Here is a 14,566-nt window from a genome sequence, read left to right on the forward strand (position 1 = left end):
CGGCCGTCGCGGACACCGGTGTGCGATGTCCGCGACGGCCAGGTGTGCGGAGGGGGCCGGGTCACATCGGCTGCCAGTCGTGCCAGGCGCTGCCCGGCTGGTGCTGCCAGCGGTGATGGACGCCGCCGGGGTTGTTGGCGAAGAGCTCCAGCCGCCCGTCGCGGTTGCGCAGGGCCTGGATGAAGTAGCCCCCGCCGCCGAAGTCCTGCCAGGTGCGCCAGGCGCCCGAGGCGTCGACCTGGTAGTTGTGCTGGAGGATGTCGTCGTTCATGGCGAACACCTCGATGCGCTCGTCATGTGACTCCACCACCGCGAGACGCGCACCCGCGGGACCGCCCAACGGCCGCCACTCGTGCCAGTCACCAGCAGGCAGGTTCTGCCAACGGTGGTGTACGCCGGAGGAGTTGGAGGCGAACACCTCCAACCGCCCGTCACGATTCTTCCCCACCGCCAGATGCTCACCGCCGAGGCCGAAGTCGACCCACTGCCGCCAGGTCCCCGACAGATCGGTCTGACACGTATGACGGAAGACGTCGTCGGTCAGAGCGAACACCTCGATACGCCCGTCCGACGCGGGAGCCACCGCGAGACGCGCGCTCGCGGGCCCGCCCAACGGCCGCCAGTCATGCCACGTCCCGCCCGGCGTCTCATGCCAGCGGTGGTGCACCCCCTCGGCGTTGGAGGCGAAGACCTCCAACCGGCCGTCATGGTTGCGCCCCACCGCCACGTGGTCGCCACCACCCCCGAACGCGTACCAGTCCGCCCACTCCCCCGACACCTTCGCCTGATACCGATGCATGAACGTCTGCTCGTTCATGGCGAACAACTCCAACCGCCCGTCCGGAGCGGCCGACAACGCGATCGTCGCCGACGCGGGTCCGCCGAAGGCCCGCCAGCCCGACCACTCACCACCCGGCTGATGCTGATACGTGTGGTAGATCTGATCGACCGCCGCGTGGAACACCTCCGCACGACCGTCCGCCGACATCCCCACCGCCAGCCGCTGCCGCCGATCCGGCACGACGGGGCCCTTCCACCAGCTCGTCTCCTTGCGGGCGCCGGCCCACGAGAAGCTGAAGTGGATGTGGTTGGTGTGCGGGTTGGCGCCCCGGTACGGCTGCCAGCCGGCGTCCGCGCGGTTGGCCATCCAGATGCGCCGGTTCCAGATCATGTACATGATGCCGAAGCGGCGGGCGAGTGCGTGCGGGTTGCCGTGCCGGTCCGTGGCGTGCAGCCAGTTGATCAGGTCGTCGGCCAGCTGTCCCTGGCCCTGCACGTTCACACCCAGTCCCAGGCCCGGCCCTCCTTGTGCTCGCTCTGGCCTCCGCTGCCGCAGGCCCTGCTGATGCCCATGTTGGTCGTACCGGGATAGGCGGCGAGCACCAGATCACGGAAGTCGATCACACCGGGTTTCGCGTCGGGGTTGCAGTCGCGCTGCGGTTCGTAGGGCGCGTACGGGTCGATGTCGCGTCCGAAATCGGGTGCGGTGGGTGCCATGTCCGGCTCCTTGGGTCTGGGCCCCTCGCCCGGTGCGAGGGTCGCCGTACCCCTGGGGCGCGTGATCGGAACGCGCGGCCGCCAGACGCGATCAGGCGCCTGCCCCATGGCAAGAGCCCGTACGGCAGGGCTCGTGCCTCGATCAGGTCGTCTCCGGTGCGTCCGCGCGCGGAGACCGGCGCTCACAAGGAAGGCTTCCGTCGTGACCCATCCCAGAACTCCCCATCGGGCGGCCGTCGCGGCGACGGCCACCGCCCTGACGTTCATCGTGCTGGCATCCGCCCCGCTCACCTCCACGGCGAAACCCGGTCCGGCGCCGGTGGCCGGGGCCCGGCACGGCGCTCCGGCCACCGGCGCCACCGGCGAGACGGTGCGCACCGACGCGGGCCTGGTGCGCGGCGCCCGGTCGGGCGCGCACCGGATCTTCCAGGGCATCCCTTACGCGGGCGCCCCCAAGGGACGCCACCGTTGGGCGCCGCCCCGCCCGGTTCAGCCGTGGAAGGGCGTCAGGGACGCCACGCAGCCCGGCCCGCTGTGCCCGCAGGTGCCCTCCGCGTACGCGCCGATCTCCAGCACGGAGGAGGACTGCCTGGCGCTGAACGTCACGACGCCACCGGCCACGCCCCGGCGACAGGCCGCGCCCGTGCTCGTATGGATCCACGGAGACGGCTCCGTGGGCGGGGGCTCCTTCTTCGACGGACGCCGCCTGGCCGAGCGGGGCCTGATGGTCGTCACCGTCAATTACCGTCTCGGCGTCTTCGGCGGCCTCGCCCTGCCCGGCCTCCGCGGGTCCGGCACATTCGGCCTCCAGGACCAGCGAGCCGCCCTCACCTGGGTACGGAACAACGCGCGCGCCTTCGGCGGGGACCCCGGCAACGTCACCGTGGCCGGGGTGTCGTTCGGCGCGTCCGCCGTGGCCGGACATCTGACGTCGCCCGCTTCCAAGGGCCTGTTCCACCGTGCCGTCATGGCGAGCGGTGAGGCCGTGATGGACATGCCGGCCGGCGCGATGGGGCCGGGCGTACCGGGATACCCCTGGTACGTCTGGCGGACGGGGCGGGAGATGGAGGACATCACCACCGAGATGACCTCGTCCCTCGGCTGCCGGGACCGCCGCCCCGAGCGCACGCTCGCCTGCCTGCGTGCCCTGCCCGTGAAGACGATCCTCAAGGTGCCGCACATCATGAACGCGTTCCAGGCGTTCGGATACGGCAACGCCACCTTGCCCGAGCTGCCGCCGACGGCCCTGCGCGCCGGCCGTTTCCACCGCGTGCCCGTCCTGTCGGGCGCGACGCGCGACGAGCACCGCATGTTCGTCGGGATGACGTACGACGCGGTGGGCAGGAAGTTCACCGAGGCCGACTACAAGCGGGCACTGCGCACCGCGTTCGGCGAACCGGCGGCGAAGCGGGTGCGGGCCGAGTACCCGACGGCGGCGTTCCCGTCTCCCGCGCTGGCGTGGGCCACCGTCATCACCGACCGCATGTGGGCACGCGGCACCTACGACCAGCATGAGGCGCTGGCACGGCATGCCCCCGTGTACGCCTACGAGTTCGCCGACCGCGACGCACCGATGTTCCTGCCGCTGCCCGGCGACTTCGACTTCGGCGCCTTCCACGCGGGCGACATCCCGTACCTGTTCGAGGACGAGGCGGCGGAGCCGCGGTTCACCCCTGCTCAGCGCCGTCTGTCGGCCACGATGAGCGGATACTGGGCCGCCTTCGCCCGCACCGGCGCACCGCGCGGCGCCGGCCTGCCGGCCTGGCCGCCCTACCGGCCGGGCCACGTCGGCCGACCGTACACACAGTCCCTGGCACCGCAGCGGATCGGCCCCGTCGACTACTACCGCGAACACAACCTCGGCTTCTGGAACCGCAAGCGCTGACCGATCAAGCGCATGAGAACCGGCCCGGGTGGTTCCCCGCCCAGACCGTAGGGGTGCGGCCCGACCATGGGCTTGCCTGTTCGAGTTGTCCGGCGAGGCGGAACAGGCTGCTTTCGAGTCCGTAGCCGGCGGCGAACTGCATGCCGACCGGGAGCCCCGTCCCGGCATCGGTCACCACCGGCACGGACATGGCGGGCGTGCCCGCCACATTGAACGCCACGGTGAACGGCGAGAAGTCGAAGAGGCGGCGGAGCCAGCCGAGGCCCTCCAGTGCCTCCGCGCCCTCCGCATGCGTGCCAAGCGGCACGGGGAGTTCGGGCAAGGTGGGGGTGAGCAGCATGTCGTACGCGGCGAAGTACCGGCCCAGGCTCCGGGATATCCGGTTCCGTACGGCGAGAGCGGCGACGAACTGGGCACCGCTGACCCGCTGCCCGTAGTGGTAGCTCGCAAGGATGGGCGGCTCAAGGGTCGTGCTGTCGATGGGCCGGCCGAAGGCGGCGGCCAACTCGTCCACCGAGGCCGTGAGGTTCGCCGTCCACTGATGGGCGCCGGCCAGCACGAACTCTTCCCAGTCGACCCCCAGGTCGACCTTGGCCTCCTCCACCTCATGGCCGAGGGATTCGAGCAGGCGCACGGCGCGGGAGAGCGCGTCGGCCACGGGTGCGGTGGTGCGGTGCCCGCCCCATGCCTGAGTGAGGACGCCGATCCGCAGTGAGCCCGGGTGGCGGGTGACTTCCTCCGCGTACGGCCGGGAGGGCTCCTGGGCGAAGTAGGGGTCGCCCGGTTCGGGACCGCGGATCTGGTCGAGCAGTGCCGCGCTGTCGCGTACCGTGCGGCTGACGCTGCCCTGCACGGCCAGGCCGTTGAAGACCTCGTCGACGTACGGGCCTACGGAGACCCGGCCACGGGTCGGTTTCAACCCGAAGAGGCCGTTGCAGGCCGCGGGGATGCGGATCGAGCCCGCGGCGTCGGTGGCGTGCGCGATCGGGACCACCCCGGCGGCGACGGCCGCGCCCGCGCCCCCGCTCGACCCGCCCGCGCTCCGCTCCAGGTCCCAGGGGTTGCGGGTCGCGCCGTACAACACCGGTTCCGTGGTGTTGCTGTAGCCCATCTCCGGGGTCGTGGTGCGCCCGAACGTCACCAGACCGGCGCGGCGGAAGCGCAGCATCAGGGAGGAGTCCGCACCGGCGACATGGCCGACCGCGAGACGGCTGCCCAGCTCCATGCGCCGCCCGGCCATGGCGACTCCGATGTCCTTGATCAGGAAAGGGACTCCGGCCAGTGGCGTGCTGCCGGGTGTGGGTTCGTCGTCGGTCGGCCATGTCTCCACGATGGCGTTGATCTGCGGGTCGACCGCCTGCGCGGCCTCGCGTGCGGCGGCTTCCAGTTCGGCGGGGGTCACTTCGCCGTGGGCCACCAGCTCGGCGAGTCCGACCGCGTCGAAGCTCACGTACTCGTCACTTCTCATCGTCACTCCCAGCGGGAAACTTGGGGTACCGCGATCGATACCGTTGAGTACCTGACGATACCGCGCGGTATCGCATGGTGCGAGCTGGTACCGTAGCACCATGGCATCGACCGTCAGCAGGCCGAGCAGAGTGGCGAAACTGCCGCCTCGTGAGCGCATCCTCGACGCGGCGGAAGAGCTCTTCCAGAGCGAGGGGATCCGGCGCGTGGGCGTCCAGGCGATCGCCGAGAGGGCCGAGACCACCAAAATGGCGATCTACCGGCACTTCGAGACCAAGGACGCGCTGGTCGCGGAGTGGTTGCGGATCGTCGCCGCCGATTATCAGGCGGCCTTCGACCGGGTCGAGGCCGAGCATCCCGGTCGGCCCAGGGAGCAGATCCTCGGCCTGGCCCGCTTCATCGCCGAGGGGCTGCCGGCGCTCTCACACCGGGGCTGCCCGTTCATCAACTCCCTCGCCGAACTGCCCGACCGCGCCCATCCCGCCCGGCAAGTGATCGAGGAGCACAAGGCGCTCCAGACCCGCAGGCTGCTGGGCATGTGCGCCGAAGCCGGGCTGCCCGATCCCGAACAGGTCACGGCCGAGATCACCTTCGTACTCGAAGGCGCGCAGGTCAGCACGCAGAACGGAAGCATCGATCGGGTGCCGGACCGGCTGATGAGGATCGTCGAGGCGATCGTGGATCAGCACCGCCACCGCTCCGCCTCCGGCGGACCCGCGTCGCCCGCCGGACGCTGACCAGCCGGCTCCTCCCGAACGTGAGGGCCTTCACGAGCGGAGGGACAGCAGGATCCGGCGCCGGAACAGGTTGATGTCGACGACTTCGACCAGGACCTCGTCGCCGCTGCGCAGAGCGTTCTCGGGCGTCTCCGCGTCCAGTTCCGCGAGTTCATGGATCGGCACCAGTCCCGCGAAGTGCTCGTGCACTCGGACGAACGCCCCGAACCTCACGACTTCCTCCACCCGGCCCGCGATCACTCGACCGAACTGAACGCGAGCGAACTCCTCAAGCGGGTCGGGGTGGAGCGCCTTCAGCGAGAAGGAGGCCCGTTCCCGCTCGATGTCGACGTCGAGGACCACGATGGTGACCTCCTGTCCGACCTCCACGATGTCCGACACCGCGTCGTAGTGGTGCGCCCAGGTCAACTCGGCCGTGTTCACCAGCCCGTGGAAGCCCCCGACGTCGACGAACGCGCCGAACCGTTCGATGGACGACACCACCCCCTTGCAGACCTGGCCCCGCTCCAGTGTCTCCAAGACCTTCCGGCCGTCTCGGTCCCACACTTGCGCCATGCCCCCACCCCTTCTCCTGCGGCCAAGAATCTCACGGCAGGTTTACGGGAGGCTCTCAACTCTCGTGCCGGTCCGCCCTGGAGGCGCGTCGCCCCCGCGTCATCGCCAGGACGCTGCCCGCGACGGCGATCACGGCGATGGCCAGGGCGATACTGACGCCGCCCTCGGTGTCCCAGTACACGTCTTCCAGACTGATCAGCAGCGCGGCCTCGTCGACGATGAGGGCGAGGCCCACCCCGTAGGCGAGCCCCATCCAGGCGCGTGCCCGCGCCGAGCGTTCCGCGAGGCCCGCCGCGCCCACCGCCGCGAGCAGCACGATTCCCCACACGTAGTGGTGGATGTGCAGCCCTCCGGCCTGCACGTCGCCCACTCCGGCCACGTCGATGTGGATGAGCCAGGTGAGCAGGCGCATCCCGCCGAAGGTGAGCGCGAATCCCCACCAGGCCAGTACGAAGCCGCGGCGCTTCGGGGAGATGCCGGGCAGCAGGCGCAGCCAGGGCGAGGGGCCTCCCGTGCGCCGGGGCCGGGTGGAATCGGATGTTCGTAGCGGCTTCATGCGGGGTCTCCCACCGTGAACTCTTCGATGAGCGCTGCCGTGGCGTCCGGCGCGCTGTAGTGGGCGGCGTGGGCCGCGCCCGGAATCTCAGCCGTTCGTCCGTCGCCGACCGTCCGCGCCACGTGGCGGATCCAGGCGGCGGGGGCGATCGTGTCACCCGCTCCGCGTATGACGAGCGTCGGCGCGTGGACGTGGGTCAGGTTCGCCTCGAATGACTCGGCCGCATCGCGCAGGGCGGCGCGGAACGACGCGGCACAGCGCAGGAGCCCGGTCCGCAGATAGTCCGTCGCGGCCAACGGGAGCAGGGACAAGGGCTCGCGGGGCACGTCCGCGAGGAGCCGACCGAACTGGCGCAGGCCGGGGGTCCTCGGTTCGAGCGCCGGGCCGACCAGGACCATTCGGCTCACCAGATGCGGGTGGCGGGCGGCGAAGGCCGCGGTCACCTGGCATCCGACCGAGTTGGCCACCAGACAGCTCGGTCCCAGGGACAGCTGCCGGTGCCAGTGCGCCAAGGCGTCGGCGAGCCGCTCCACGTCGAGTGGGCGACGCGCGGCGGCCCTGGATCGCGCGTTGCCCGGCAGGTCGGGCACCAGGACGGCCGCACCGCTCGCGGCCAGCCGCCGAGCCAGGGGTACGAAGTAGCGGCCCGAGAGTCCGAGTCCATGGACGAGCACCGCGTTCGGGCCGCCGCGCGGTGGCGGCCCGAACCCACGGCTGAACATCCCGGCGTCTGTCCTGTGATCCACTCCCCCACCATCACACCCGGACCGCCCGGACCGCACGCACCACGGAACGAGTCGGCGTGGCCGGCGATTGCCGGCGCGTACCACGTCCAGAAAGCCGCGCGCCGCGCCGCGCGGCTCATCGCGGCGCAGGGCAGGCGCGAGGTCCTCAGCCCGTGTGAAGGACCCGGAAGCGATCCGGATCCGCCGGGTCCCGGTCGACGACTTGGACCGGCGTCCAGGCCCATTGCCACACGCTGATGCCCGGCGTACGGGAGAACCGGATCGTCCCGCGGGTGCCTTCGACGGTGACGGTCGGCCAGGAGGCGGCGATGCGCGCCCGGTCCGCTCCGTGAGAGCGCAGCACATCGGCGAGGACGGTGACCGCGTCGTAGCCCTCGAAGGCGACGAAGGAGGGCGCTTGCCCCAGCCGCTCGCGCAGGGCCGTCTCGACTCGGGCGCCGAGAGGGGTGAGGCGCTCGGGCAGGTAGCGCAGGAACGGGATCCCGGCGCCGTCGCGGCCCAGCGACGCCGCCCATTCGGCGAACTCCGGTTGTCCGGCCGGAGCACCGATCATGCTGTCGGCGAGGCGCTGGTCGCCGCGTACGGACCGGACGATCGGCACCGCCGGTTCCGGATGGCCCACCAGAAGGAGGAGGGCTGTCGCGCGATGATCGACGAGTGCGTCACACATGGCCGCGGGGGTGAGCGCGCCCGCGTCGAGTTCGATGACCGTACCGCCGCGTGGAGTGACGTGGTCCCGCAGGATGCCGGCCCCGGATGCCCAGTAGACGCTCGGCTGGGTCGCTACGGCTATGCGGCGGTGGCCCGCGCCGAGGAGGAAGTCCGCGTAGATCCGCCAGCCGTGGGACTGCGCCGGGGCGAGGCGCGCGACCCACTCCGTCGACTCCTCCGTGAGCGCGTCGAGGACCGCTGACGAGCAGAGGAACGGCAGGCCGAGGGCGTCGGCCCTGGCGGCAGCGGCCCGAGCGACGACGCTGTGATACTCCCCCGCCACGGCGGCCACGCCCAGGCGTGCGAATTCGTCCACGGCCGCCGCGGCCCGCTCGGGGTCGGCCGCGGTGTCCCGGACGACCAGTTCGAGGGGGTGTCCGCCGATCCCGCCGGCGTTATTGACCTCGCGGACGGCCAGTTCGAGTCCGGCGAGCACGTGCTGCCCGGCTTCGATCCAGCCGGGACGGGTCAGCGGAACGAGAGCGCCGATGCGGGTGATCATGGCGGACATTGCAACCACCGCCCGCACCGGCGGTCAACCGGTTATCGGTCGGCGGGTCCGATCGCGCGCTGTTTCAGGTTCCGCTCACTCGGGCCGAGGGGGGTTGCGTACGCAGGGCAGGCAGTCGGGCGCCTTCCGCGGATTCGGCCAGACTCTCTCCCGGAGTCAGGAGTGAAAGGAGCTGTACGGGCCGACCGGTTGTGGCCGCGGCCTCCAGTTTGTGGTGACCGTCGAGGAGGAAGTGTGTCAGGCCCCAGTGCCGGTACTGGTCGTCGTCCGGCATGCCCATGGAGGGCTCGCACACGTCCAGGGTGGAGATCGCCACAGCCGTCGGGACCGTTCCCCGGCCCATGAGTTCGGCGTACTCCTCGACGCGCTCCCTCGTGTTCCACGTCGGTGGAACCATGGGCACGACGAACTCGTAGAGGTGTGCGGACGCGTCGACTCGGGTCTCGAAGGTCCGGTAGTACGGCGTGTGCGGGTACTCAGGGAGGCCCCAGAACTGGTCGATCCCCCAGCTGGCCACCTGCTCGCCGCTGAAGTAGTCGCCCTCCTTGCCGGGGATGACGAGGCGGGGCTCCACGCGCAGCAGCATCGGAAGGTACTCGCCCTCCGGAAGCAACGCACCGAAGGCATCGATCACGCCCCCGTCGTCCGGATCGGACAGCGTACCGGTGAGCACCTCCTGAACACTCTCCAGCGAGAGCGTCTGCCGGGCGCTCTGCAACCGGCGGAACAGGAGCGGGCACGATCCGCACCAGAAGCTGAGTTCGAAGGCGGGTTCCCCGTCGACCACGAGCAACCGGCGGCCAGGGCCGCCTCCGCTCTCCCGCTTCTCCGCCTCGAAGCGCAGTCGCGCCGTGGAGGCCGGGACCCCGAGCGTGCGCGGCTCGCCGAAGTCGGTCATCACGGGCCGGCCGGATTCGATCACCACGGGCTGACCGTACGGGACGCCGCGGGCCGTCGCCACCGGTCAGCCGGCGGGCACCTCCGCAGCCGCGACCGCCTTGAGGTCCTGGGCCACGGCCTCGCCGAGCATCCGGGCGTCCCCCGGGCCCAGGTGGCTGACGACGGTGAGCGTGTAGGCGTCGGCGGTGTGGACGAGGCAGAGGTTCGCGGTGCCCGGCGGGGCGAGTTGTGGCATCGGGACGACGCGCGCCAGGGGACGGCCGAGGAAGTGGCTGGGGCTGCCCCGCCACTTGAAGGCGGTGCACAGACTCGTGGTCGCCTCGGGACGGGCCAGGTTCCTGGCCATCACCCCCGCCAGCCACGGCACGGTGCGGGCGATGGTCTGGAGTGCGGGAAGGATCGTGCGGTGGGCGTCGCCGCGGTGGTGGAAGGCCGCGACCAGGTCCTGGCACATCTCCAGGCGGGTGATCGGGGACTCGGTGTCGACGGGCAACGGGATGCGCAGCGCGGTCACTCCGTTGCCGAGCCGCTGGGCCTCGGCGCGGGTACGCAGGTCGACCGGCACGGTGGCGTAGAAGGGGGTCGGCCCTGCGGGCCAGGAGCGCAGAGGGCCATAGCAGGCGCGGAGAGCACCGGCGTACGCGCTGAGCAGCAGTTCGTTGAGCGTCGCGCCGCGTCCGCCGGCCGGCTGGCGGCGAGCGGCGCGCATCGTCTGCGGGTCCAGTTCGACGACGGCCACCGACGGCCGCGCTTGACCGTGCGGCACAGCGGGGAGGCGCTGGCCGGGGAGTCCGATGCGGCGCAATTCCCTGCCGATGCCGCCGGGACGCACGCGTGGACGTTGCTGCGCGATGGCGGGCGGGTGTGCCGCGGCCTGTCCGGGAGCGTGTGACGGTACGGCGTCGTCCATCAGCATCCGGAAGAGGGTCTCCAGGGACCTGCCGTCCAGCAGCGCGTGATGGGCGAGCAGCAGGATGGCGTCCGGTGCGACCAGTAGCTGCCAGGGTGGCCGGCCGGGCGGCAGGGAGCGACCGACGCCGTCGGCGAGCGCGGATTCCAGTTCCTGGTCCGTGGCGGTGATGTGCGCGGCGGTGTCGAACGGCAGGCCCACGAGCCACCGGTGGCCGAACAGCGCCGATGGCCCGGTGGGAGGCTCGGCGACCAGGCCCATCCGGTCCAGTCCGCCCCACCGTTGCCGGACTCGGGAGCGCACCTGCGCCAGGTCGAGCCGTCCTCCGGGAAACACGGCGGCGATGCCGATCGTCCCGGGCAGCCCGTTGCGGAGGTGCCCCTCTTCGACGGCCGTCAGCCTCATGCTCCGCAGTCTCCTTCAGTACTCGGTCGTGGGCGGTACTCGGTCGTGGGCGGTCTCAGTCGGTGAGCTGCTCAGTCGGTGGGCAGTACTCAGTAGTCGTAGGGCGAATCGAAGACGACGCAGGCGTTGTGGCCGCCGAAGGCGAAGCTGTTGCTGAGCACCGGCCCGTTCGAGATCTTGCGCGGTTCAGTGGTGACGACGTCGATGTCGCACCGGGGGTCCGGCCGGGTGAGCGACGCGGTCGGGGGCGCGATCCCTTCCCGTACGGACATGGCCGTGATCACGGCTTCCAGTGCCCCCGCCGCTCCCAGGGCGTGACCGGTCACCGACTTCGGAGCGGTGACCGGCACCGCGCCGGGGCCGAAGAGGGCGGCGATGGCCCGTGCCTCCGCGAGGTCGTTCAACTCGGTGCCGGTGCCGTGCGCGTTGACGTGGGTGACGGCGCGTGCCGTCGCACCGGCGTCCGCCAGCGCCTGCTCCATGCACACGCGGGCGCCCGCGCCGTCGGGATGCGGTGCCGTGAGGTGGTGGGAGTCGGAGTTGCGCCCGTATCCGGTCAGTGTGGCGTGGATGGGGGCGCCCCGCGCCCGGGCGAGGTCCAGCCGCTCCAGGACCAGGAACGCGGCCCCTTCGGCGAGGACGAATCCGCGCCGCCCGACGTCGAACGGCCGTGACGCGGCAGTGGGTTCCTCGCATTCGGTGACCATCGCGCAGGCCCGCCCGAAGGCCAGGGCCGTCGTCGGGGTCAGCGTACTGTCGTGTCCTCCCGCGAGCACGACGTCCGCGCACCCGGACCAGATCATCCGCATCGCCTCACCCACCGCGTGCGTGCCGGAGGCGCAGGCGGTGGTGACCGTCAGGCTGGGGCCGGTGATGCCGAGCCGGACGCCGACCCAGTACGCCCCGGCGTTGTTCATCAGCCGGGGCACGTAGAGGACGTCAGGTCGGCCGATGCCGTCCTCCTGGCTGCCCACCCCTCCGTAGGCGGTGCCGGTGACCACCGCGCGCCGCCCGGACGGGACGTGGAGCCCTCCGGCGTCCTCCACGGCGTCCACGGCCGCGCACACCGCCAGCTGCGCCGACCGGTCGGCTCGGCGCACCTCCTTGGGCGACAGATAGCCGGTCGGGTCGAAGCCGGTCATGGCGGACGCCGGATATACGACGCTGCCCTCGTCGTCGAAGGCGTGCAGCGAGATCGCCGGACGGCGTGCGATCAGGCTCTCCCACAGCGCCGCCGGAGTCGCTCCGGCGGCGCAGCGGACGCCCAGACCTGTGACGGCGACGGCCGGTCGGCGGCTCATCGGGCGAGAGGGCTGGGGGACCTCTGCGCGCGCAGCCGCACGATGAGATCGGCGACGTCACCCACGGTGGACACCCCTGACTTGTCGGTACCCTTGAGGGAGACCCCGAACAACTCTTCGGTCGCCGCTTCCAGTTCGGTGATGTCGAGGCTGTCGGCGCCCAGGTCGGCGACGAGCCGGGCCCGCGGCACGACCGCCTCCAGGGGCACCGCCATCACTCGCGCGCTGAGCGGGCGCAGCGCCTCCCATACGTCGTCGTGTTCCACATCCATGCAAACTGCCTCCTTCTCCTGGTGCTGGCAGAGCCGGCTCAGACCGGCGGTGTCTCCGCCGTCCGAGCCCAGGTCTCGAACTCGGTGATGACCGCGTCGGCGAGCCGTCTCGCGTCATCCGGGCGAGCGTTGCTCACCGCGGTGAGCGTGATCGCGTCCCCCGCCTGTACGAGGGCGAAGCTGGCGGTGCCCGGGTGCCGCAGAGGCGGCAGCCCCACCGTGCGCACGAGCCTGCGGCCCTCGAAGGTGCTCGCCCCGCCGGGCCACTTCATGGCTGTGGTCGTGGTCGCCGCGAAGCACGTCCGGCGCCCTCGCCCGGACAGGAGCCTGCTCACCCATGGCCCTGTCCGCCGAACCGCTTCCGCGGCGGGGAACAGCACACCGGCGTGGACAGCGGCCCGCTCGGGGACGGTGGCCAACGCCGCCTGGCCCGCCCTCAGCCGTGCGAGGGGGCCGCCCACCTCGATGGGCAACGGAACCCGGATCGCCGTGAGCGTGTTGCCGAGTTCCCTCGCATTGGTTCGGGTGCGCAGGTCGCACGGTACGGCGGTGTAGACGCGTTGGTCCCGCTGCCGCCATCCAGGTACCGGACCGTACTCGGCTCGCAGGGCCCCGGCGACCGCGCCCACCAGCAGTTCGTTCAGCGTGGCGCCGCGGCCGTCGGGCGGCTGTTGCCGGGCGGACCGGACGGTCTGCACGGGCAGTTCACACACCGCGACCGAGGAATACGTCTCCCGGGGCGACTTCACCGGGAGGGCCTGCCCGGCGGCTGCCATCGCCCTGAGCTCCCGGCCCGCCGCGCGCAGAGTCGTGCGCGTGAGCGGCGCCGATCGCGCCGGCCCCTTGGCCGTGGGGGGACTGTCCATCAGCGCGCGCATCAACGTCGCCAGGGAACGTCCGTCGAGCAGCTCGTGCTGGGCCACGAGCGCCAGGGCGAAACCGTCGCCGTGCGCCGCGTCCGGAACCACGAAGAGCCGCCAGGGCGGGGCCTCTCCGTCGAGCGGCCGGTCCACGCTCTGCGCCCACAGGTCGTCCAACTCGCTCTCGGCCACGGTGACATGCAGGGCCGGATCGAATGGCCCGGGCACGGCCCATCGCACGCGTCCGCGCCGCCCGAACAGTCTTCTGCGCCGCGTCCCGGCGCCGCCCGGCGCACGGTCGAGCACGCAGTTCATCCGCTCCAGGCCGGTCCATCTCTCGGCGACGCGCGCCCGCACCTGGTCCACGTCGGGCTGCTCTCCGGAGAAGACCACCGCCAGCCCGATGACGCCTGGGCATCCGTTGAACAACAGCATCTCGTCGGCACAGGACAGTCTCATACGAGAGGTCGCCCTCCTTCCTGGTGACAAGAGAACCCTACACGTACGGTGACCGCACCTATCCGTGGAGTGACTGCATGGGCGGAACCGCGGTTGATCAGAGCTGGCTCAACTGCGGTTTCCGGCCCCCGCGATGAGAGCTCCGGCGGCACAGCCCCTTGCCCAAAGCCCGCCCTACCAGGGGTGGTCTGTCCGATGGGCGCGTCGAATCAGCACTATCGTCCGAGCCGTACGGCTGCCGCGGGTTGCCGAAGGTCCGCCAAGGGCGCCGCAGTTCACGTCAGGGTGACCCGCATCCCGCCCTCGACCAGGGCGCAGGCAGTCGTCGAGGGCGGGCAGGCAGCCGCCGAAGTAGCCGCCCGGACCGTTCACCGCCTCGCCGAGTGCCAGGTAGAGGCCTGGCTCGTCAGTGACGTGTCGGCCGTCGAGTGCGTACGCGTGACCGGCCGGCCGGTCGGGGTGCGTGCGCCGGCAGGCCCGCTCCCGGACGAGGTCGAGCCAGGCCCCGCGGCGTGGGGCGAGCGGGGCCCAGGCGCCCTGGGCGTCCGGCGGCCCGTGGACCCACCGCTCCCAGAGGGGCCGGGAACACGGGAACGGGCCCCTCGGGCGGGCCTTCGTAGTCGTCCGAGCCGGTGAGCACGAGACTGTCCGTCCCAGGGAGCCGACCGAGGCTCTGACACCCCAGGCGTGCCCGTGCTCCGTCTCGGTCAGGGTGTACCGCGTTCGCCCGCGCTGATTCTCGTACCCATGCTTCTCCTCGTACTCATGCACGGTGGGAATCATGCCTTGGCCGG

At 71.6% G+C, this 14,566-nt stretch carries 14 protein-coding genes and 1 pseudogene; 2 read left to right on the forward strand and 13 right to left on the reverse strand.

Features of this window, described 5'->3' with window-relative positions:
• Nucleotides 1-61: 61 nt before the first annotated feature.
• Complete coding sequence (locus tag ACOBQB_RS11210; protein ID WP_423591056.1) at nt 62-1,282, reverse strand: hypothetical protein; 1,221 nt, start codon at nt 1,280-1,282, stop codon at nt 62-64.
• A complete protein-coding gene (locus tag ACOBQB_RS11215; protein WP_423591058.1) occupies nt 1,279-1,497 on the reverse strand; it encodes a hypothetical protein in 219 nt (72 codons plus the stop codon). Before ACOBQB_RS11215 ends, ACOBQB_RS11210 begins: the two co-directional genes overlap by 4 nt.
• 202 nt (nt 1,498-1,699) lie before the next feature.
• Between ACOBQB_RS11215 and ACOBQB_RS11220 the strand changes: the two genes are divergently transcribed.
• Complete coding sequence (locus tag ACOBQB_RS11220) at nt 1,700-3,382, forward strand: carboxylesterase/lipase family protein (protein ID WP_423591060.1); 1,683 nt, start codon at nt 1,700-1,702, stop codon at nt 3,380-3,382.
• A 4-nt stretch (nt 3,383-3,386) separates the two neighbouring features.
• On the opposite strand, the gene ACOBQB_RS11225 is transcribed toward ACOBQB_RS11220, so the two are convergent.
• Nucleotides 3,387-4,850 (reverse strand): amidase, encoded by a 1,464-nt coding sequence (locus ACOBQB_RS11225; protein WP_423591062.1) that lies wholly within the window; start codon nt 4,848-4,850, stop codon nt 3,387-3,389.
• 100 nt (nt 4,851-4,950) lie between these two features.
• Between ACOBQB_RS11225 and ACOBQB_RS11230 the strand changes: the two genes are divergently transcribed.
• On the forward strand, nt 4,951-5,586 hold the full coding sequence (locus ACOBQB_RS11230; RefSeq protein ID WP_423591064.1) for a TetR/AcrR family transcriptional regulator: 636 nt from the start codon (nt 4,951-4,953) through the stop codon (nt 5,584-5,586).
• A 30-nt stretch (nt 5,587-5,616) separates the two neighbouring features.
• On the opposite strand, the gene ACOBQB_RS11235 is transcribed toward ACOBQB_RS11230, so the two are convergent.
• From ACOBQB_RS11235 to ACOBQB_RS11280, 10 genes and pseudogenes are all read right to left on the reverse strand, one after another.
• The gene (locus ACOBQB_RS11235) at nt 5,617-6,141 is read right to left on the reverse strand and encodes a S1 RNA-binding domain-containing protein (protein WP_423591066.1); all 525 of its coding nucleotides are present in this window, start codon (nt 6,139-6,141) and stop codon (nt 5,617-5,619) included.
• A gap of 55 nt (nt 6,142-6,196) precedes the next feature.
• Nucleotides 6,197-6,697: a hypothetical protein gene (locus ACOBQB_RS11240; protein ID WP_423591068.1), complete on the reverse strand. Its 501-nt coding sequence runs from the start codon at nt 6,695-6,697 to the stop codon at nt 6,197-6,199.
• Complete coding sequence (locus ACOBQB_RS11245; protein WP_423591070.1) at nt 6,694-7,443, reverse strand: alpha/beta fold hydrolase; 750 nt, start codon at nt 7,441-7,443, stop codon at nt 6,694-6,696. The genes ACOBQB_RS11240 and ACOBQB_RS11245 overlap by 4 nt, the downstream gene beginning before the upstream one ends.
• Before the next feature lie 145 nt (nt 7,444-7,588).
• Entirely contained in the window at nt 7,589-8,656 is a 1,068-nt protein-coding gene (locus ACOBQB_RS11250) for an ABC transporter substrate-binding protein (protein ID WP_423591072.1), read from the reverse strand.
• A gap of 73 nt (nt 8,657-8,729) precedes the next feature.
• Nucleotides 8,730-9,563: a hypothetical protein gene (locus ACOBQB_RS11255; RefSeq protein WP_423598420.1), complete on the reverse strand. Its 834-nt coding sequence runs from the start codon at nt 9,561-9,563 to the stop codon at nt 8,730-8,732.
• 66 nt (nt 9,564-9,629) lie between these two features.
• Nucleotides 9,630-10,880 (reverse strand): hypothetical protein, encoded by a 1,251-nt coding sequence (locus ACOBQB_RS11260; protein WP_423591073.1) that lies wholly within the window; start codon nt 10,878-10,880, stop codon nt 9,630-9,632.
• An 89-nt stretch (nt 10,881-10,969) separates the two neighbouring features.
• Nucleotides 10,970-12,181, reverse strand: coding sequence for a beta-ketoacyl-[acyl-carrier-protein] synthase family protein (locus tag ACOBQB_RS11265; protein WP_423591075.1), 1,212 nt, complete (start codon nt 12,179-12,181; stop codon nt 10,970-10,972).
• Nucleotides 12,178-12,453 carry a phosphopantetheine-binding protein gene (locus ACOBQB_RS11270; RefSeq protein ID WP_423591076.1) on the reverse strand — a complete coding sequence of 92 codons (276 nt, stop codon included), beginning with the start codon at nt 12,451-12,453 and terminating at the stop codon, nt 12,178-12,180. Before ACOBQB_RS11270 ends, ACOBQB_RS11265 begins: the two co-directional genes overlap by 4 nt.
• A 38-nt stretch (nt 12,454-12,491) precedes the next feature.
• Nucleotides 12,492-13,772, reverse strand: a complete 1,281-nt coding sequence (locus tag ACOBQB_RS11275; protein WP_423591078.1) for a wax ester/triacylglycerol synthase domain-containing protein — start codon at nt 13,770-13,772, stop codon at nt 12,492-12,494.
• A gap of 312 nt (nt 13,773-14,084) precedes the next feature.
• Nucleotides 14,085-14,357, reverse strand: a pseudogene (locus tag ACOBQB_RS11280) (hypothetical protein); the annotation flags it as partial.
• Between the last annotated feature and the right edge of the window lie 209 nt (nt 14,358-14,566).

This window comes from Streptomyces sp. G5(2025) (genome assembly GCF_049542075.1).
Taxonomy (GTDB): domain Bacteria; phylum Actinomycetota; class Actinomycetes; order Streptomycetales; family Streptomycetaceae; genus Streptomyces.